This is a genomic window from Nissabacter sp. SGAir0207, assembly GCF_005491205.1.
In the GTDB taxonomy this organism is placed as follows: Bacteria; Pseudomonadota; Gammaproteobacteria; order Enterobacterales; family Enterobacteriaceae; genus Chimaeribacter.
This window is the reverse complement of sequence record NZ_CP028035.1, coordinates 1,179,107-1,198,408: the sequence shown is the minus strand read 5'-3', so window position 1 is coordinate 1,198,408 and position 19,302 is coordinate 1,179,107. Positions and strand designations below refer to the sequence as shown.

The window sequence follows — 19,302 nt, the reverse complement described above, 5'->3', positions numbered from 1 at the left end:
TGCGGTAATCAAGGACCTCTATCCACTGTTATGCAAAGCAAATACCTGTCGTTGACTTCCGCCAACATCACCCGCTTCTTTTTGGTGCTGATTTTGCTGCTATTGGTGGCGCTGGGCGTATATGGCTACAACTACACCAGCACCTACCTGAATGAGAAAAAGCATGTGATGGAGAACGTCGCCAGCCGGATGCAGCAACGGATCGACATCTATCGCTACAATACCTACCAGATTTATGACAATTACACTGGCTCCCCACAGGGCGTGACACCGGCGCAGGAGATTCGCCTGCGGCCAGATGTGTTCTATGTGCAGAAAACCCGCCGCAAAACCGACGCGGTGATCTTCGGCAACCATGACAGCGCGACGCTCGACCTGACGTTGCAGGTCTCCAACTACCTGGACCTGCGCTGGGGCGGCAAAACCCAGCCCTACACCCTTTACTACCTGAATGGGCAGGACAATAGCCTGATCATGGTCACCACCCAGCCGTTGCAGGAGCTGACCTCGCGCTTCAAGGAGAGCTACCTCACCACCTCCGCCGACGCCCGCCGTGCCGAGATGCTGCAACAGGCCAATATGCTGGATGAGCGTGAAAGCTTCTCCACCCTGCGCAAGTCGCGCTTCAGCAATGATTACTTCTTCTCGCTGCGCACCACCTTTAATAACCCCGGCCACCTGGCGACGGTGATCGCCTTCGACCTGCCGGTGAATGACCTGCTGCCGTCACATCTGGCGCGCGCCAACTTTGCGCTGCGTGAGGCGACCTCCCCCGCCGGTGATGATGACCAGAGCAGCAATGCGCAGGTGACGCGCAGCGGCTGGTGGCTGGAGTTCACCGCGCCGCTCAGCAACGCGCCGTTGCAGGTGGTCTACCGCGTGCCGCTGCCCAGTCTGGCGCTGGATCTGGCGCACAATAATAGTTGGCTGCTGTTGATCCACCTGGCGCTGCTGGCGCTCTCCATGAGCGGCATCTACTTTATCCGCCACCAGTTCATCCGCCCGAGCGAGAACATGGCCGCGCAGCTGCGCGCCCAACAGGTGCTGAATCAGGAGATTGTCGCCAGCCTCTCCACCGGGCTGGTGGTGCACAACTTCAATACCAACCAGACGGTTCTCAGCAATAAGATTGCCGAGAACCTGTTGCCGCACCTCAGTTTGCAGAACATCGCCTCGATGGCGGAGCAGCACCACGGCTCCATTCAGGCGACGGTGAATAATGAGGTGTATGAGATCCGCATGTCCCGCAGCAAGTATGCGCCGGAGACCTACCTGTTCCTGCTGCACGATCAGGACAAAGAGGTGATGGTCAACAAGAAGCTGCAACAGGCGCGCAAGGAGTACGAAAAGAATTTGCAGGCGCGCAAGCTGATGCTGCACAACCTCGGCATTGAGCTGAACCAGCCGCTGAACCAGATCCATACGCTGGCCGAGACGCTGCAACAGGCGCCGGAGGTAGAGCGCGCCCCGATGCTGGCGGAGCTGGCCTGGCAGTCGCAGTCAGTGCTGACGCTGATTGAGAACATCACGCTGCTGACGCGGCTGGAGACCCAGGACTGGCAGCCGTCGAAGCACCACTTCTCGCTCTCCGGCATGGTGGATGAATTGCTGCTTGAGACGCTGCCCGCCCTCAACCGCAAGGGGCTGTCGCTGTTCAACCACTTCCAACTGGACGTGACCCAGACCTACGTCGGGGATGTGCAGGCGCTGAAGAAGGTGCTGTCGCTGCTGCTGGACTACGCCATCGTCACCACCGCCTTTGGCAAGATTTCGCTGATTGTCGAGAGCGAGCCGCAGCACCCGGAGCAGCTGATCTTCCACATCACCGACACCGGCAGCGGCATCTCGAAAGAGGAGATCCGCAACCTGAACTATCCGTTCCTCAGCCAGTCGCTGATTGACCGCTTCAACCACGGCTCCGGCCTGACCTTCTTCCTCTGCAACCAGCTGTGCAAAAAGCTGAACGGCCAGCTGGAGATCCGCAGCAAGGCGGACATCGGCACCCGCTATACGGTGCGCATCCTGCTGGGGCTGGAGCCGCAGGAGGAGGAGGAGAGCGAGAAGCTGCTGGATGAGGTGACCGTACTGCTGGATGTGACCTCGGAAGAGGTGCGTTCGATCGTCACCCGGCTGCTGGCAGCCTATGGCGCCAACTGCATTACCCCGGACGACAGGCAGATTAATCGTGATTATGACGTCATGTTGACAGATAATCCCCATAGCTGTGATCGCTACACCTTGCTGCTTTCGAGTGACGAGGCGGGCTTCCAGCAGTTACAACGGGACTATATTCGCGTCAATTATAATATCAGCAGCGCTGTCATTGATGCCATCCTGGTGCTGATCGAGCAGCAGATGGCGGCCGTCGACGGCCCAGCCTCCCTGGAGGCGCCGACCGATGAAGAACCGGATTACCGCGCGCAGCTCCTCGCCAGCGACTACTACTCGCTGTTTGTGGAGACGGTGCCGGAGGATCTGGATAAACTGTATGTCGAGAGTCAACAGCATGATTTTACGTCACTCTCCCAGACAGCACACCGCCTGAAAGGGGTCTTTGCCATGTTGAACCTGGCCCCCGGAAAGCGGTTATGTGAACACTTAGAACAGCACATCGTGGAAACTGATATGCTGAAAATCGAGAATAACATCAGTCAGATTGATCAATTTGTCAGCAGACTGCTACAGCAAGGTAGCCAAAAACATGAATAACCTGAATGTAATTATTGCCGATGACCATCCTATTGTCCTGTTTGGCATCCGTAAGTCACTGGAACAGATAGAGTGGGTGAATGTGGTTGGGGAGTTCGAGGACTCCACCGCGCTGATCAACAACCTGGCAAAGCTGGATGCCAACGTCCTGATCACTGACCTGTCGATGCCGGGCGAGAAGTACGGCGACGGCATTACGCTGATCAAATACATCAAACGCCACTACCCGCAGCTGGCGATCATTGTGCTGACCATGAACAATAACCCGGCGATCCTGAGTGCGGTGCTGGATCTGGATATTGAGGGCATCGTGCTGAAACAGGGCGCGCCCACTGACCTGCCGAAAGCGCTGGCCGCCCTGCAAAAAGGCAAGAAGTTCACGCCGGAGAGCGTCTCCAAGCTGTTGGAGAAGATCAGCGCCAACGGCTATGGCGACAAGCGCCTCTCGCCGAAAGAGAGCGAAGTGCTGCGCCTGTTCGCCGAGGGCTTTTTGGTGACCGAGATCGCCAAGAAGCTGAACCGCAGCATCAAGACCATCAGCAGCCAGAAGAAGTCGGCGATGATGAAACTGGGCGTGGACAACGACATCGCCCTGCTCAACTACCTCTCCTCCGTCAGCACTACCCCGGTGGATCGCGGCTAACGCTATCACGGTTAACGGTATTGCGGCCCATCCCGGCCGCGATCAGAAAAGGCGCCCGCAGGCGCCTTTTTTATTGCCCCGCCATCAGGCGGAGGCGTCACCGGGCTGGCCCTGACTGGCCTCCGCCAACTGGCGCTCCCGCGCCCGCTGCTCCGCCTGACGGATCTGCCGGGTGCGCGCGCTGTAGTAAGCCAGCGTGGTGCGCAGCGTCTCCAGCGTCACCGGTTTCGACAGGCAGTTATCCATGCCCGCCTCAATGCAGCGCTGCTTCTCCTCCGCCAGCGCATTGGCGGTCACGCCAATCACCGGGCGGATGTAGTCCATCTGCCGCAACCGCTGGGTCAGGCGGTAGCCATCCATCTTCGGCATGTTGACGTCGGTCAGCACGATGTCGATGGTGTTGGCGCGCATCACCTCCAGCGCGTCCAGCCCGTCGTTGGCGGTGAGGATCTGGTAGCCCAGCGAGCCGAGCTGGTCAGCCAGCAGGCGGCGGTTGATCGGGTGGTCATCCACCACCAGCAGCTGGATCTCATGGTTGGCCTGCTGCGCCTCGGCGTTCAGCGCTGGCAGTTGCAGCATGGCGCGTGAGCTCTCCTCCTCCAGCTTATAGAGGCGGTTGATCAGGCTGGTCAGCTCCAGCGGCGTCGAGGTGCTGTGCAGCCAGTAGCCGGGGCGCGTCTCCACCGGCGGGCCGATGTGCTCCAGCGAGAACTCAATCTGCCCCAGCAGCGGCAGCGGGTGGTTGAGCGGGTAGTCCGTCAGCAACACGTCGCACTCGTGGGTCATCATCTCCGGCTGGTAGCGCACCACTTCCGCGCCATACTGGCGCAGCATCGGCTCCAGATACTCCTCCAGCCGGGCGTTGCGCACCTCCAGCACCAGCCGGCGGCCCTGCCAGAGCGTGGCGTCCGGCGGCGCGGCGAACTTGGCCTCATACATCGGCAGCCGGATGGTGAAGGCACTGCCCAGCCCCGGCTCGGACTCGACGGCGATGTCGCCATCCATCAGGTTGACCAGCTTCTCGCAGATCGCCAGCCCCAGCCCGGTGCCCTGGAAGTGGCGCTGCACGCCGGTGCCGACCTGGAAGAAGGGGTCGAACAGCCGCGTGATCTCGCGCGCCGGGATGCCGACGCCGGTATCGCGCACCTGGAACACCAGATAATTGTCGCGGGTACAGACATGCAGCACGATGCAGCCGGTATCGGTGAACTTGATGGCGTTGTTGAGGATGTTGGAGAGTACCTGCTGCAACCGCACCGGGTCGCCGGAGAGGAACTCCGGCACGTCATGTTCAATGAAGCAGTAGAGGCCGAGGCGCTTCTTCACCACCAGCGGCAGGTAGTTACCGGCAATGTGGGTCAGCACTTCACGGCAGGAGAATTCGCGCGGCTCAATCTTCAGCTGCTCTGACTCAATCTTGGAGAAGTCGAGGATGTCGCTGATGATCTTCAGCAGCAGGTTGGAGGAGTTGTTCATCGCCGTCACCAGCCGCTCCACCCCCTCCGGCAGCCCCTTGGTCTGCAACAGATCCAGGTTGCCGATGATGCCGTAGAGCGGCGTGCGCAGCTCATGGCTGACCGTCGCCAGGAACATCGATTTCGACTGGCTGGTCTGCTCGGCGGCGCTCGCCATCTCCTGCAAGGACTCCTCCATCTTGACGCGGGCGCTGACATCCACCAGCACGCAGATCGCCACATCCTCGTTGCGGTAGCGCGAGTGGACGAAACTCAGTTGCAGGTTGTTGTTATTGCTGGTGATGACATCGACGAAGTTGACCTGCTGGTCGCAGATGATGCGCGTGATGCGCTGGCGATCCTCGTGGGTCAGCATCTTGATGTAGTTGTGCGCCAGCTCGTTGCTGAGCAGGTTGACGCCGTCACTGATGCGTAAAATCGAGATGCCCACCGGCGCGGAGGCGACAATCTTGTGGTTGAACTGCTCGTTCTCCTCCAGCCGGAAGGCGTTCTCCTCCGCCGGGAAGAACATCTTGCGCTCAAACAGCCAGGCCAGCGTGAACAGCAAAATCGCCGAGAAGATGTTGAGCAGGAAGGCGTTGAGGATCAGGATCTTGAAGCGCTCCAGCAGGGTACGCACCGGCAGCGAGTAGACAATGCTGAGGGACGAGGGCTGGAGGCTCTTCTTCATGATCAGGTCGTTGTAGCCATTCACATAGCCGAAGTAGCTGCTGACATCCGGGTAGCGGCCGAGCATGGAGATGTAGCGCTCCCCCTCGCTAAAGCGCAGCAGCGGCTCATTCGAGGGGCCGAGCAGCGTCACGCCAATCGGCAGCGCGCTGGGGTTGGAGAAGTCCTCCAGCCGCAGCACCTGTTCAATGCCGATCAGCGCCTCCAGCTTGTTGCCGACGTAGATGGGCGACAGCACATAGAGGTAGCCAACGTCGGCGCGCGGGCCGGGGCTGATCCAGTAGAGGCTGTTGTCCTTCTCCTGATTTTTGCCGTTGCGGAACTTCAGGATGCGCTCATGCAGCGACTTGAGCACGTTTTCGCGCTCCAGCGGCCGGGTGTTGTTGATGTTGAAGTCCGCCATGCAGAGGCTGTCGCCGCCAATGAAGAAGACCCGGTTCAGGTCGTAAGCGGCGGAGAAGTTATCCTTCCAGTAGTGGATGGTGTTGCTCAGCGCCTGTAGCGAGTTGCGGTAGTCATCATTGAGTTGCGCGCAGTCGGAGTCGGCGAACAGCGGGTAGATGCGCGGCTGGTTGGTTTTGCCGGCGAACACGCCGTTCAGGATGTCCAGACCATTAACCGCGCCATTCAGGCGGTTCTCCGCCATGTAGCGGATGTCGCGCATGATGTCCGCCGAGTGGCGGAAGTAGTTCTGCGCCTGATCGTAGTTGAGGTAGTACTCCTGGCGAATCTGCGACTCTTTCTCATGGAAGATGTTGAGAATATAGAAGGTGGTCAACAGCGCGCCGAGCGACCAGAGCATGATCGCCAGCAACCGGAACAGGTAGCGGGAAATCTTTAGCGTTGTACGGAACGAAGCCAGATATTTCAAGCGTATACCATTGTAAAGTGACAGACGAAGGGCGCCAGTGCGCCGGGGCGGGCCGCGCACAGGATACACCATTGGCCGACGAGAAAAAAATGGCGCGGCGGCCATAAAAAAAGCCAGCCCGTAGGCTGGCTTTTTACGCGGGCGAGGAATTACTCCTCTTCACCCTCGGCGTCGTCGGTGTCCGGCTCTTCCGGCTCCTCCTCTTCCACCGGCAGTTCGCCCTCAATGGCGATCACGCCATCCAGCTCTTCGTCCTCAACCGGCTCGGCCACCCGTTGCAGGCCCACCACGCTCTCCTCTTCCGCGGTGCGGATCAGCGTGACGCCCTGGGTGTTACGGCCCACGATGCTCACCTCGGAGACGCGGGTACGCACCAGCGTGCCAGCATCGGTGATCATCATGATCTGGTCGCTGCCCTCTACCTGCACCGCGCCGACCACCGGCCCGTTGCGCTCGCTGACCTTGATGGAGATCACGCCCTGCGTCGCACGGGATTTGGTCGGGTACTCGGCGGCGGCGGTACGCTTGCCGAAGCCGTTCTGCGTCACGGTCAGGATGTCACCCTCGCCGCGCGGCACAATCAGCGATACCACGCTGTCCTCTTCGGCCAGCTTGATGCCACGCACGCCCGCCGCGGTACGGCCCATCTTGCGCACGGCCGCTTCGGAGAAGCGCACCACTTTACCGGCCGCGGAGAACAGCATCACTTCGTTGCTGCCGTCGGTCAGGTCAACGCCAATCAGCTCATCGCCCTCGTTGAGGTTCACGGCGATGATGCCCGCGCTGCGCGGACGGCTGAACTCGGTCAGCTCGGTCTTCTTCACCGTGCCGCTGGCGGTCGCCATAAAGACGTAGCGCCCTTCCTCATACTCGCGCACCGGCAGGATCGCCGTGATGCGCTCGTTGGCTTCCAGCGGCAGCAGGTTGACGATCGGGCGGCCACGCGCGCCACGGCTCGCTTCCGGCAGCTGGTAGACCTTCATCCAGTAGAGACGGCCCCGGCTGGAGAAGCAGAGGATGGTGTCGTGGGTGTTGGCCACCAGCAGGCGGTCAATGAAGTCCTCCTCCTTGATGCGGGCGGCGGACTTGCCCTTGCCACCACGGCGCTGCGCCTCATAGTCGCTCAGCGGCTGGTACTTGACGTAGCCCTGATGCGAGAGGGTCACCACCACGTCTTCCTGACTGATCAGGTCTTCGATGTTGATGTCCGCCGAGTTGGCGGTGATCTCGGTGCGGCGCGCGTCGTTGTACTGCTCGCGGATGGCGATCAGCTCTTCGCGGATCACCTCCATCAGGCGGTCCGGGCTTTCCAGGATAAAGATCAGCGCGGCAATCTGGTCGAGCAGCTCTTTGTACTCGTCCAGCAGCTTCTCGTGCTCCAGACCGGTCAGCTTTTGCAGGCGCAGATCCAGAATCGCCTGTGCCTGCTGCTCGGTCAGGTAGTACTTGCCGTCACGGATGCCAAACTCCGGCTCCAGCCACTCCGGGCGGGCGGCGTCATCACCGGCGCGGGAGAGCATGTCGGAGACGTTGCCCAGCGCCCAAGGGTGGGCCACCAGCGCGGCTTTCGCCTCGGCCGGGGTCGGTGCCTGACGGATCAACTCGATGATCGGGTCGATGTTGGCCAGTGCCACCGCCAGCGCTTCCAGAATGTGGGCGCGGTCGCGTGCCTTGCGCAGCTCAAAGATAGTGCGGCGCGTCACCACTTCACGGCGGTGGCGCACAAAGGCTGACAGGATATCCTTCAGGTTGAGGATCTTCGGCTGGCCCTGATGCAGCGCCACCATGTTGATGCCGAAGGAGACCTGCAACTGGGTCAGGGAGTAGAGGTTGTTCAGCACCACCTCACCCACCGCGTCGCGTTTGATCTCAATCACGATGCGCATCCCATCCTTGTCGGACTCGTCACGCAGCGCGCTGATCCCCTCAAGGCGCTTCTCTTTCACCAGCTCGGCGATCTTCTCGATCAGACGCGCCTTGTTCACCTGATAGGGGATTTCGTGGACGATGATGGTCTCACGGCCGCTCTTGGCGTCCGCTTCCACCTCGGCACGGGCGCGGATATAGATTTTGCCGCGCCCGGTGCGGTACGCCTCTTCGATGCCGCGGCGGCCATTGATGATGGCGGCGGTCGGGAAATCTGGCCCCGGAATGTGCTCCATCAGCCCTTCGATGCTGATGTTCTCATCGTCAATGTAGGCCAGACAGCCGTTGATCACCTCGGAAAGGTTGTGCGGCGGAATGTTGGTCGCCATGCCGACGGCAATGCCCGAGGAGCCGTTAACCAGCAGGTTCGGGATCTTGGTGGGCATGACCGCCGGGATCTGCTCGGTGCCGTCATAGTTGGGGACGAAATCGACCGTCTCTTTCTCGAGATCCGCCAGCAGTTCGTGGGCAATTTTTGACATGCGCACTTCGGTGTAACGCATCGCCGCGGCGGAGTCGCCGTCGATGGAACCGAAGTTGCCCTGCCCGTCAACCAGCATGTAGCGCAGCGAGAAGGGCTGCGCCATACGGACAATGGTGTCATAGACCGCAGTGTCGCCATGCGGGTGGTATTTACCGATGACGTCACCGACCACACGGGCCGATTTCTTATAGGCTTTGTTCCAGTCGTTGCCCAGGACATTCATGGCGTACAGTACGCGGCGGTGCACCGGCTTCAACCCATCGCGCACATCTGGAAGGGCGCGTCCGACAATAACGGACATCGCATAATCCAGATACGAACTCTTAAGCTCTTCTTCGATGTTGACCGGTGTGATTTCTCTGGCAAGGTCGCTCATGGAGCTGCTATCCCTCTACTGAATTGTTCATCTGCCCGCTGCCTGTGGATAGGCAAAGGTGTAAAACTATACCACAAATCGGCCATCTGAGGGAAACAAACCCGCCCCGATCGCCCCATATTTCATGCTGTTCCGGCCACGCTGGCGCGCCACAAATCTGCGCCGCAGCGCGGGAATATGTATAATCCGCCTTAACCAGGTTTAAGGAGTGACAAAACCGATGAATGAACAAGCTACCGGCCCGGCCACTCAGGCCGCGCCCCAAAACGTTGACCAGCAGGAAATCGCCAAGTTTGAGGCCGTCGCCTCACGCTGGTGGGATCTGGAGGGGGAGTTCAAGCCGCTGCACCGCATCAACCCGCTGCGCCTGAACTACATCATGGCCCGCGCCGACGGCCTGTTCGGCAAGCAGGTGCTGGACGTCGGCTGCGGCGGCGGCATCCTGGCGGAGAGCATGGCGCGCGAGGGCGCGAAGGTGACCGGGCTGGACATGGGTGCCGAGCCGTTGCAGGTGGCGCGCCTGCACGCGCTGGAGGCGGGCGTGGCGCTCGACTACGTGCAGGAGACGGTGGAGGCGCACGCCGAGGCGCACCCGCAGCAGTATGACGTGGTGACCTGCATGGAGATGCTGGAGCATGTGCCTGACCCGGCCTCGGTGGTGGTGGCCTGCGCCAAGCTGGTGAAGCCGGGCGGCCATGTCTTCTTCTCCACCATCAACCGCAACAACAAGGCGTGGCTGATGGCGGTGGTGGGCGCGGAGTATGTGCTCAACATGGTGCCGAAGGGCACCCACGACGTGAAGAAGTTCATCAAGCCCTCTGAGCTGCTGCACTGGGTGGATCACACCCCGCTGGTGGGACGCCACATGATTGGCCTGCACTACAACCCACTGACCAACCGCTTCAAGCTGGCACCGAACGTGGATGTCAACTACATGGTGCACACCCACTACCCGCTGGAGAAGTAACCCCAGCCGGCAGGGGCGGCGCGCCCTCCCCTGCCACATTTCCCCGGCCATCGCCAGCGCTTTTTTAGGAATTGCGCCAGCCACTTAGGCAGGCGGCCAGAATAGATCTTTATTTTTAGGCATTTGGCACGATCAGGGCTTTCAAAGAGTTTTTTTAGAATAGTTACTGCCGCCAATATAGCGATTTTTTCTAACGTTTAATAAATCAGCGATCGATCACTTTTTAAAAAAATATAAGAAATTCATATCGGAGATATTGACAGCCAAAGCATCCCAGCGCTGATGCGGCCTTACACCGCGCTTAACATTTTACCCCCATAGTTATCCACAAACCTGTGCTTTTTTGCCCCTTGTCATTCGCCCCGACTGCCACTATCTTGTTGGCCGAATTGAAGTCACCCACAATATATTGTGTTTATATCCTGACCAACCGCCTATACTTCGACAGCGGTCGTGCCCTGGGGGCGCGATCAGGCGAGTCTCGTTTATAAACCTTTAAGGTACGCACCCCATGAACCAGAGTCTGCTTGTTACTAAACGTGATGGCCGCAAAGAACGCATCAATCTTGATAAAATCCACCGTGTCATTGACTGGGCCGCGGAAGGGCTGCAAAACGTCTCCGTTTCCCAGGTAGAACTGCGTTCCCACATCCAGTTTTATGACGGCATCAAGACGGCCGACATTCATGAAACCATTATCAAGGCCGCCGCTGACCTGATCTCCCGCGATGCGCCGGACTACCAGTACCTGGCCGCGCGCCTGGCGATTTTCCACCTGCGCAAGAAGGCCTACGGCCAGTTCGAGCCGCCGAAGCTCTATGACCACGTCACCCGCATGATTGACATGGGCAAATACGATAAGCATCTGCTGGAAGACTACACGGCTGAAGAGTTCGAGCAGATGGACAGCTTTATCGACCACTGGCGCGACATGAGCTTCTCCTACGCGGCCGTCAAGCAGCTGGAAGGCAAGTATCTGGTGCAGAACCGCGTGACTGGCGAGATCTATGAGAGCGCCCAGTTCCTCTACATTCTGGTGGCGGCGTGCCTGTTCTCCAACTACCCGCGTGAGACGCGCCTCGACTACGTCAAGCGCTTCTATGACGCGGTATCGACCTTCAAGATCTCGCTGCCGACCCCGATCATGTCCGGCGTGCGTACCCCGACCCGCCAGTTCAGCTCCTGCGTGCTGATTGAGTGCGGCGACAGCCTGGACTCCATCAACGCCACCTCCAGCGCGATTGTGAAGTATGTCTCCCAGCGCGCTGGCATCGGCATCAACGCTGGCCGCATCCGTGCGCTCGGCAGCCCGATCCGTGGCGGTGAGGCGTTCCACACCGGCTGCATCCCGTTCTACAAGCACTTCCAGACCGCGGTGAAGTCCTGCTCGCAGGGCGGCGTGCGCGGCGGCGCGGCCACCCTCTTCTACCCGATGTGGCACCTGGAAGTGGAGAGCCTGCTGGTTCTGAAGAACAACCGTGGCGTGGAAGCCAACCGCGTGCGCCACATGGACTACGGCGTGCAGCTCAACAAGCTGATGTACCAGCGTCTGGTGAAGAACGAAGACATCACCCTGTTCAGCCCGTCTGACGTGCCGGGGCTGTATGACGCCTTCTTCGCCGATCAGGATGAGTTCGAGCGCCTGTACGTGAAGTACGAGCAGGATGAGAGCATCCGCAAGCAGAAGGTGAAGGCGGTAGAGCTGTTCTCCCTGATGATGCAGGAGCGCGCCTCCACGGGCCGTATCTACATCCAGAACGTTGACCACTGCAACACCCACAGCCCGTTTGACCCGGCCATCGCGCCGGTGCGCCAGTCCAACCTCTGCCTGGAGATTGCGCTGCCGACCAAACCGCTGGAGGACGTCAACGACGAAAACGGCGAGATCGCCCTGTGCACCCTCTCCGCCTTCAACCTGGGCGCGATTGAGAGCCTGGACGACCTGGAGGAGCTGGCGGTGCTGGCAGTGCGCGCGCTGGATGCGCTGCTGGACTATCAGGACTACCCGATCCCGGCCGCCAAGCGTGGCGCGATGGGCCGCCGCACCTTGGGCATTGGCGTGATCAACTACGCCTACTACCTGGCGAAACATGGCGTGCGCTACTCCGACGGCAGCGCCAACAACCTGACGCACCGCACCTTTGAGGCGATCCAGTACTACCTGCTGAAAGCCTCCAACGAGCTGGCGCGCGAACAGGGTGCCTGCCCGTGGTTCAACGAAACCACCTATGCACAGGGCATCATGCCGGTTGATACCTACAAGCGTGACCTGGATCAGGTGTGCAGCGAGCCGCTGCACCTGGACTGGGACACCCTGCGCCACAACATCAAAGAGTTTGGCCTGCGCAACTCCACGCTCTCTGCCCTGATGCCGTCCGAGACCTCCTCGCAGATCTCCAACGCCACCAACGGCATTGAGCCGCCGCGCGGCCACGTCAGCATCAAGCAGTCGAAAGATGGCATCCTGCGTCAGGTGGTGCCGGAGTACGAGCGCCTGAAAGAGGCCTACGAACTGCTGTGGGAGATGCCGAACAACGACGGCTACCTGCAACTGGTCGGCGTGATGCAGAAGTTTATCGATCAGGCGATCTCGTCGAACACCAACTATGACCCGTCACGCTTCACCGGCAACAAGGTGCCGATGAAACAGCTGCTGAAGGATCTGCTGACCGCTTATAAGTTTGGCGTGAAAACGCTCTACTACCAGAACACCCGCGACGGCGCGGAAGATGCCCAGGATGACCTGGCGCCATCCATTCAGGATGACGGCTGCGAAAGCGGCGCCTGCAAGATTTAATCTGGCAGGGCCGGGCACCTGCCCGGCCCCTGCTGACAGACAGGATTAGCACAATGGCCTACACCACGTTTTCCCAGAACAAAAATAACCAGCTGCTTGAGCCGATGTTCTTCGGCCAGCCGGTTAACGTCGCCCGTTTCGACCAGCAGAAGCATGAGATCTTCGAAAAGCTGATCGAGAAGCAGCTCTCCTTCTTCTGGCGCCCGGAAGAGGTGGACGTCTCGCGCGACCGCATCGACTTCCAGGGCCTGCCGGACCATGAGAAGCACATCTTCCTGAGCAACCTGAAGTACCAGACGCTGCTCGACTCCATCCAGGGGCGCAGCCCGAACGTGGCGCTGCTGCCGCTGATCTCCATCCCGGAGCTGGAGACCTGGATCGAGACCTGGTCGTTCTCCGAGACCATCCACTCGCGCTCCTACACCCACATCATCCGCAACATCGTTAACGATCCGTCGCTGGTATTCGATGACATCGTCACCAACGAAGAGATCCTGAAGCGCGCCAAGGACATCTCTGGTTACTACGATGACCTGATCACCATGAGCGGTTACTACAACCTGTTCGGTGAGGGCACCCACCAGATCAACGGTGAAACCGTGGTGGTGAACCTGCGTGAGCTGAAGAAGAAGCTCTACCTGTGCGTGATGAGCGTCAATGCGCTGGAAGCGATCCGCTTCTACGTCAGCTTCGCCTGCTCCTTCGCCTTCGCCGAGCGCGAGCTGATGGAGGGCAACGCCAAGATCATCCGCCTGATCGCCCGTGACGAGGCGCTGCACCTCACCGGCACCCAGCACATGATCAACCTGATGCGCTCTGGCGCGGATGACCCGGAGATGGCGGAGATCGCCAAAGAGTGCCAGCAGCAGAGCTATGACCTGTTTGTGCTGGCGGCGCAGCAGGAGAAAGAGTGGGCGGACTACCTGTTCCGCGACGGCTCGATGATTGGCCTGAACCGCGACATCCTCTGTCAGTATGTGGAGTACATCACCAACATCCGTATGCAGGCAGTGGGCCTGGATCTGCCGTTCAAGGCACGCTCCAACCCGATCCCGTGGATCAACAGCTGGCTGGTGTCGGACAACGTGCAGGTGGCGCCGCAAGAGGTGGAGGTCAGCTCCTATCTGGTCGGCCAGATCGACTCCGAGGTCAATGCCGACGACCTGAGCGACTTCCAGCTCTGATATGGCAGGCGCGACGGTTACCCTTGGCGGCCACACCATTCTGGTACGCAGCTCTGGCGCGCAGCTTCCCTGCGCGGCAGAGCACCGCTGCCTGCTGGAGACGCTGGAGAGCCACCGTGTGCCGGTGGAGTACCAGTGTCGCGAGGGCTACTGCGGCTCCTGCCGCGTGAAGCTGCTCAACGGCAGCGTCAACTACCACCAGACGCCGCTGGCCTTCATTCAGGAGGGGGAGATCCTCCCCTGCTGCTGTTTGCCGCAAGGGGATATCGAACTCGATATCTGACGCCGCCAAAGCATAAAAAAACGGGCTGATTATCAGCCCGTTTTTTTTGTGCCTGTTGATGCCCGAGCGCCTTAGCGCGCCCGGCTGACCGCCTCGCCCAACTGCCACACCGCCATCGCGTAGTGGGTGCTGTGGTTGTAGCGGGTGATGACATAGAAGTTCGGCAGGCCGTACCAGTACTGGTAGGCGGTGCCGATGTCCAGCCGCAGCAGGCTCACCTGCTGGTCATCGCGCAGCGGACTGAGCGGCCGCAGGCCAGCGGCGGAGAGCGCCCCCACGGTGTATTTGGTGGTGTAGCCCTGCTGCATCAGCGGCGCCTGGCCGCTGGCCTGCACCGCCACCGTGCCATTCTTCACCCAGCCGTGCGCGGCGAAGTAGTGCGCCACGCTGCCGATGGCGTCAACCGGGTTCCACAGGTCAACATGGCCGTCGCCGTCGAAGTCCACCGCATACTCCTTGAAGGCCGACGGCATAAACTGGCCGTAGCCCATCGCGCCCGCGAAGGAGCCGCGCAGCGAGAGCGGGTCACGCCCCTCGGCGCGCGACATCAGCAGGAAGGTCTCCAGCTCGCCGCTGAAGTACTCGGCGCGGCGCGGGTAGTCAAAGGCCAGCGTTGCCAGCGCATCGATAATCCGCGTCTTGCCCATCACCCGGCCCCAGCGCGTCTCCACGCCGATGATGCCGACCACAATCTCTGGCGGCACGCCGTAGGTGGCGTAGGCGCGCTCCAGCGCCCCCTCATACTGGTTCCAGAAGGCCACGCCGTTCTGCACGTTGTCCGGCGTGATGAATTTTTTGCTGTAACGCAGCCACGCGCCATTCGGCCCGCTTGGCCGCTGCTGCTGGCCGGGGGTTTTCGGCGTCGGTGCCTGCTGATTCATCAGCCGCAGTACATAGTCGAGCCGCTGGGCCTGATCCAGCACATCGTGCAGCTGCTGGCGGTCAAAGCCATGCTTGCGCACCATCTGGTCGATAAAGCGCGCGGTATTGGGGTTGTTGGCGAAGTCGCCGCTCAGCGGGTGTACCGCGTGCTGCGGCTCGAGCAAAAAGCCGCCGCTGGAGGTGGGCTGCGCGGTGATATCGGCAGGCTTCGGCGTGCTGCTACAGGCGGAGAGCAGCAGCGCGAGGGGTAACAAGGCAGCTAATTGACGCATCGGGTATCCATACAACCAGAAAAAGTGGGCGCTATAGTAAAGCATTGCTTAAGCCGCCGGGAACAGGCTGGCCCGTCAGGAAGTGTAAAAAAAGCCGCCCGCAGGCGGCATGGGGTCAGGCTTCGGCCACCCGCGCCAGCCACGGGTAGTTGGCCACCGGCGGCCAGCCGTTGAGGTAGCGCCGCAGCATGTCCATCGCCACCATCGCCACCATCTCCTGTTGCAGCGTCGGGCTGTGGTGGCGTGCGCTGTAGCGCAGGGTCTGGCCGACGGTACCGGCCGGGGTGTGCAGCGCCAGGCTGATCTCCCCCTCCACCAGCGGGCCGATGGCCAGCGCCAGCGGTGCGCCGCGTTGGGCCGCCAGCGTCGCGGCGCGCGCCAGCAGCGGTGACAGCCCCGCCTCCTCCCGCGCTGGCAGTTCGCCGCCGGCCAGCGGCACGCCCGCCGCCTGCAAGCGCCAGTGCAGCAGCCCGCCGGTGAAGTGCTCGCTTAGCGCCAGTTGCAGCGACTGGGTCAGCATCTGCTCCGCCAGCCGTGCTGGCAGGCCGCCGGTGCCCTCAAACAGCGTGCTCTCGCCCGCCACCTCGCGCACCCGCTCCCACGCCTGACGCATTGCCGCCTCCTGCGCGCGCGGGCCGGTCAGCTTCAGCTCAATGATCGGCGCGGAGGAGCGATAGCCCAGCACCACGCCCGGCGGCAACGGCAGCGGATCCAGCTCCGCCGCCAGACTGCTCTCGCCACGGCCAAAGGTGGTGAGGCGCAGGCAGAGTGGCGGCTCGCTCTCCGGCCACTGCTGGCGCAGGCGCGGGACGATCTGCTGCTCGACCATCACCTTGAACTCGGAGGGCACGCCGGGAGTGAAGAAGATCCAGCAGCGGTTAAGGCGCAGCGCAAAGCCACAGGCGGTGCCGACCGGGTTGTCGAGCAGTTCGGCATTGGCCGGGATCTGCGCCTGCTTGCGGTTGGCGGGTGACATCGCCTGCCCCCGGTGGTTGAAATAGGCCTCCATGCGCGCGATCCACTCTGGCCGCTCCTCCACCTCCACCCCGGCGGCCAGTGCGGCCGCCTGCGCGCTCAGGTCGTCGCTGGTCGGCCCCAGCCCCCCGTTGACGATCAGCACGTCGGCAATCTGGCTGCGCTCGGTCAGCACGTCCACCAGTGCCTCCATCGCGTCGCCCACCGTCTCGCGACTGGTGAGGGGGAAGCCCTGTTCAAACAGTGTGTCCGCCAGCCAGGCGGCATTGGTATCGACAATCTGGCCATGCAGCACTTCGTCGCCAGTGCTGAGCATCTCAATCCTAAGCATCTCTCACTCCTATGGTTAGCCTGCTAACACTGTAGAAAGGGCGCGCGCCAAATACAATCGCCATTTGTTCGCGCCAATAAAAAGGCCGGGTCTCCCCGGCCTGATACGCTGGCAGCGCCTGTCAGAAGTGCAGCGCCGCGCCCAAATAGGGGCCGTCCGCCAGCACGTTGTCGCGGTGCCCATCCTTGCCCGCCATCGCCATGTAGCGGTAGCCAATGTCCACCGACAGCAGCGGGATGACGTTCAGCCGCAGGCCGCCGTTGGCCTCGGCATAGTCATTGACGCCGCTGGAGAGGGAGTCCGGCGCGTAGTAGCCCTCGCCGTAGAGCGCGAAGTAGCGGCCCATCGGCAGGCTCAGGCCGCCACCGACCGCCAGCGCGTAGCCCTCATCGCCATCCTGTGGCCCCAGATAGAGCGCCTTGCCGCCGACCGTCGCCATCACCGGCCCCAGTGGCACGTTCAGCCCCAGCCCGATACCGGCGATGTCGCCATCATTGTCGCTGTGCGCCCAGTTGAGGTTGGTGGTGAGGCCCGCGGTGTCCGCGCCGAAGTCAGCGCCCAGGCTGGTGTAGTGCTGGCCAGCCTGGCCGCTGATGCTGATTGCCTGTGCCGTGGCAGCGCTGCACAGCAGGGTGGCGGCCAGAACAAGAGAGGTGGTTTTCATGGTGGATTTCCTTTGATCATCAAAACAGTGCGCAGTAGTGGCGCAGAGTCTAAACCAAAGACCACACAAAACCAGTGGCTTAGCGCAGGAAATGGGCAGAGAGCCGTTGGCAAATGTAACAAAAACCCCTATCGATAAGCACTGATCATATAACCAATATTAATGATAAATCAGACCGATTTGCCCCGGATCAACACTGCCGCGAAACTGGCGGCGTAGAGTGGCACGGCAGCAATCACCGGGAGGGGTTTTCCCTCTCTCCTTACCCGTCGGTAGCCCTTTTTACCCTCTCCTCAGCCTCCCCGGCGGGGACATAACAATAGAGCAGGAACAGCGATGACGAAAAAAGGTTTGACTACAGCAGCAGGCGCCCCGGTTGTCAGCAACAACAACGTGATGACCGCCGGACGCCGCGGCCCGATGCTGCTTCAGGACGTGTGGTTCCTGGAGAAGCTGGCGCACTTTGACCGTGAGGTGATCCCAGAGCGCCGGATGCATGCCAAAGGCTCCGCCGCCTATGGCCGTTTCACCGTCACCCATGACATCACCCGCTATACCCGCGCCAAACTGTTCGCCGACATCGGCAAGCAGACCGAGATGTTTGTCCGCTTCTCCACCGTGGCCGGCGAGCGCGGCGGCGCGGACGCCGAGCGTGATATCCGCGGCTTCTCGATGCGCTTTTATACCGAAGAGGGCAACTGGGATCTGGTCGGCAACAACACCCCGGTCTTCTACCTGCGTGACCCGTTGAAATTCCCCGACCTGAACCACGTGGTGAAGCGCGACCCGCGCACCAACCTGCGCAACCCAATCTACAAGTGGGACTTCTTCTCCCACCTGCCGGAGGCGCTGCACCAGCTCACCATCGACTTCAGCGACCGTGGCCTGCCGCGCTCCTACCGCCATATCCACGGCTTCGGCAGCCATACCTTCAGCTTCATCAACCATGACAACGAGCGCTTCTGGGTGAAGTTCCACTTCCGCAGCCAGCAGGGGATTGAGAACCTGATGGATGATGAGGCCGCCGTCCTGATTGGCCGTGACCGCGAAAGCTCCCAGCGTGACCTGTTCGAAGCAGTGGAGCGCGGCGACTTCCCGCGCTGGAAGATGTTTGTGCAGGTGATGCCGGAGAAAGAGGCCTCCAGCGTGCCGTACAACCCCTTCGACCTGACCAAGGTGTGGCCGCACGGCGACTACCCACTGATCGAGGTGGGTGAGTTTGAGCTGAACCGCAACCCGGACAACTACTTCGCGGAAGTGGAGCAGGTGGCGATGACCCCGGCCAACGTGGTGCCGGGCATCGGCTTCTCGCCAGACCGCATGTTGCAGGGCCGCCTCTTCTCCTACGGCGATGCGCACCGCTATCGTCTGGGCGTCAACCATCACCAGATCCCGGTGAACCAGCCGCGCTGCCCGTTCCACAGCTACCACCGCGACGGCGCGATGCGCGTGGATGGCAACAGCGGCAATGGCCCGACCTACGAGCCAAACAGCTTCGGCCTGTTCCAGGAGCAGCCTGACTACAGCGAGCCGCCGCTGTCGCTGGAGGGTGCCGCTGACCACTGGAACCACCGCGAGGATGAGGATTACTTCAGCCAGCCGCGCGCGCTGTTCAACCTGCTGAGCGAGGAGGAGCACCAGCGCATGTTCACCCGTATCGCCGGTGAACTGGCACAGGTGCCGGAGAACATCCGCCAGCGCCAGCTTGACCTGTTCTTCCAGGTGCACCCGGCGTATGGTCAGGGCATCGTTGATGCGCTGAACGCCGTCCGTTAACCCGCACTCGCTAACCGG

Annotated in this window: 12 protein-coding genes; 7 read left to right on the top strand and 5 right to left on the bottom strand. The window is 61.2% G+C overall.

Annotated features, from left to right (window positions below):
• Window positions 1-30 precede the first annotated feature (30 nt).
• Together rcsD and rcsB are read left to right on the top strand one after the other, a co-directional pair.
• Window positions 31-2,709 (top strand): phosphotransferase RcsD, encoded by a 2,679-nt coding sequence (rcsD, locus tag C1N62_RS05235; RefSeq protein WP_137762631.1) that lies wholly within the window; start codon window positions 31-33, stop codon window positions 2,707-2,709.
• Window positions 2,702-3,352, top strand: coding sequence for a response regulator transcription factor RcsB (rcsB, locus tag C1N62_RS05230; RefSeq protein ID WP_137762630.1), 651 nt, complete (start codon window positions 2,702-2,704; stop codon window positions 3,350-3,352). Before rcsD ends, rcsB begins: the two co-directional genes overlap by 8 nt.
• Window positions 3,353-3,436: 84 nt before the next feature.
• Here rcsB and rcsC read toward each other — a convergent pair whose 3' ends face one another.
• Together rcsC and gyrA are read right to left on the bottom strand one after the other, a co-directional pair.
• On the bottom strand, window positions 3,437-6,367 hold the full coding sequence (gene rcsC / locus C1N62_RS05225) for a two-component system sensor histidine kinase RcsC (RefSeq protein WP_137762629.1): 2,931 nt from the start codon (window positions 6,365-6,367) through the stop codon (window positions 3,437-3,439).
• 149 nt (window positions 6,368-6,516) lie between these two features.
• Complete coding sequence (gene gyrA, locus C1N62_RS05220; protein ID WP_137762628.1) at window positions 6,517-9,153, bottom strand: DNA topoisomerase (ATP-hydrolyzing) subunit A; 2,637 nt, start codon at window positions 9,151-9,153, stop codon at window positions 6,517-6,519.
• A 220-nt stretch (window positions 9,154-9,373) separates the two neighbouring features.
• On the opposite strand from gyrA, the gene ubiG reads away from it, so the two are divergent.
• The 4 genes from ubiG to yfaE all read left to right on the top strand — a co-directional run bounded on the left by ubiG (window position 9,374) and on the right by yfaE (window position 14,384).
• Entirely contained in the window at window positions 9,374-10,120 is a 747-nt protein-coding gene (ubiG, locus tag C1N62_RS05215) for a bifunctional 2-polyprenyl-6-hydroxyphenol methylase/3-demethylubiquinol 3-O-methyltransferase UbiG (protein ID WP_137762627.1), read from the top strand.
• A gap of 511 nt (window positions 10,121-10,631) precedes the next feature.
• Window positions 10,632-12,917 carry a class 1a ribonucleoside-diphosphate reductase subunit alpha gene (nrdA, locus tag C1N62_RS05210; RefSeq protein ID WP_137762626.1) on the top strand — a complete coding sequence of 762 codons (2,286 nt, stop codon included), beginning with the start codon at window positions 10,632-10,634 and terminating at the stop codon, window positions 12,915-12,917.
• A 53-nt stretch (window positions 12,918-12,970) separates the two neighbouring features.
• Window positions 12,971-14,101 (top strand): class Ia ribonucleoside-diphosphate reductase subunit beta, encoded by a 1,131-nt coding sequence (gene nrdB / locus C1N62_RS05205; protein ID WP_137762625.1) that lies wholly within the window; start codon window positions 12,971-12,973, stop codon window positions 14,099-14,101.
• A gap of 1 nt (window position 14,102) precedes the next feature.
• Complete coding sequence (yfaE, locus tag C1N62_RS05200; RefSeq protein WP_137762624.1) at window positions 14,103-14,384, top strand: class I ribonucleotide reductase maintenance protein YfaE; 282 nt, start codon at window positions 14,103-14,105, stop codon at window positions 14,382-14,384.
• A gap of 71 nt (window positions 14,385-14,455) precedes the next feature.
• Here yfaE and mltB read toward each other — a convergent pair whose 3' ends face one another.
• The 3 genes from mltB to C1N62_RS05185 form a co-directional block, all read right to left on the bottom strand.
• Window positions 14,456-15,538, bottom strand: coding sequence for a lytic murein transglycosylase B (gene mltB / locus C1N62_RS05195; RefSeq protein WP_137762623.1), 1,083 nt, complete (start codon window positions 15,536-15,538; stop codon window positions 14,456-14,458).
• Window positions 15,539-15,653: 115 nt separating this feature from the next.
• Window positions 15,654-16,844: a nicotinamide mononucleotide deamidase-related protein YfaY gene (locus tag C1N62_RS05190; RefSeq protein ID WP_137762622.1), complete on the bottom strand. Its 1,191-nt coding sequence runs from the start codon at window positions 16,842-16,844 to the stop codon at window positions 15,654-15,656.
• 121 nt (window positions 16,845-16,965) lie between these two features.
• Window positions 16,966-17,508, bottom strand: coding sequence for a YfaZ family outer membrane protein (locus tag C1N62_RS05185; RefSeq protein ID WP_137762621.1), 543 nt, complete (start codon window positions 17,506-17,508; stop codon window positions 16,966-16,968).
• Between the two features lie 336 nt (window positions 17,509-17,844).
• On the opposite strand from C1N62_RS05185, the gene katA reads away from it, so the two are divergent.
• Entirely contained in the window at window positions 17,845-19,284 is a 1,440-nt protein-coding gene (katA, locus tag C1N62_RS05180; protein ID WP_137762620.1) for a catalase KatA, read from the top strand.
• Window positions 19,285-19,302 lie beyond the last annotated feature (18 nt).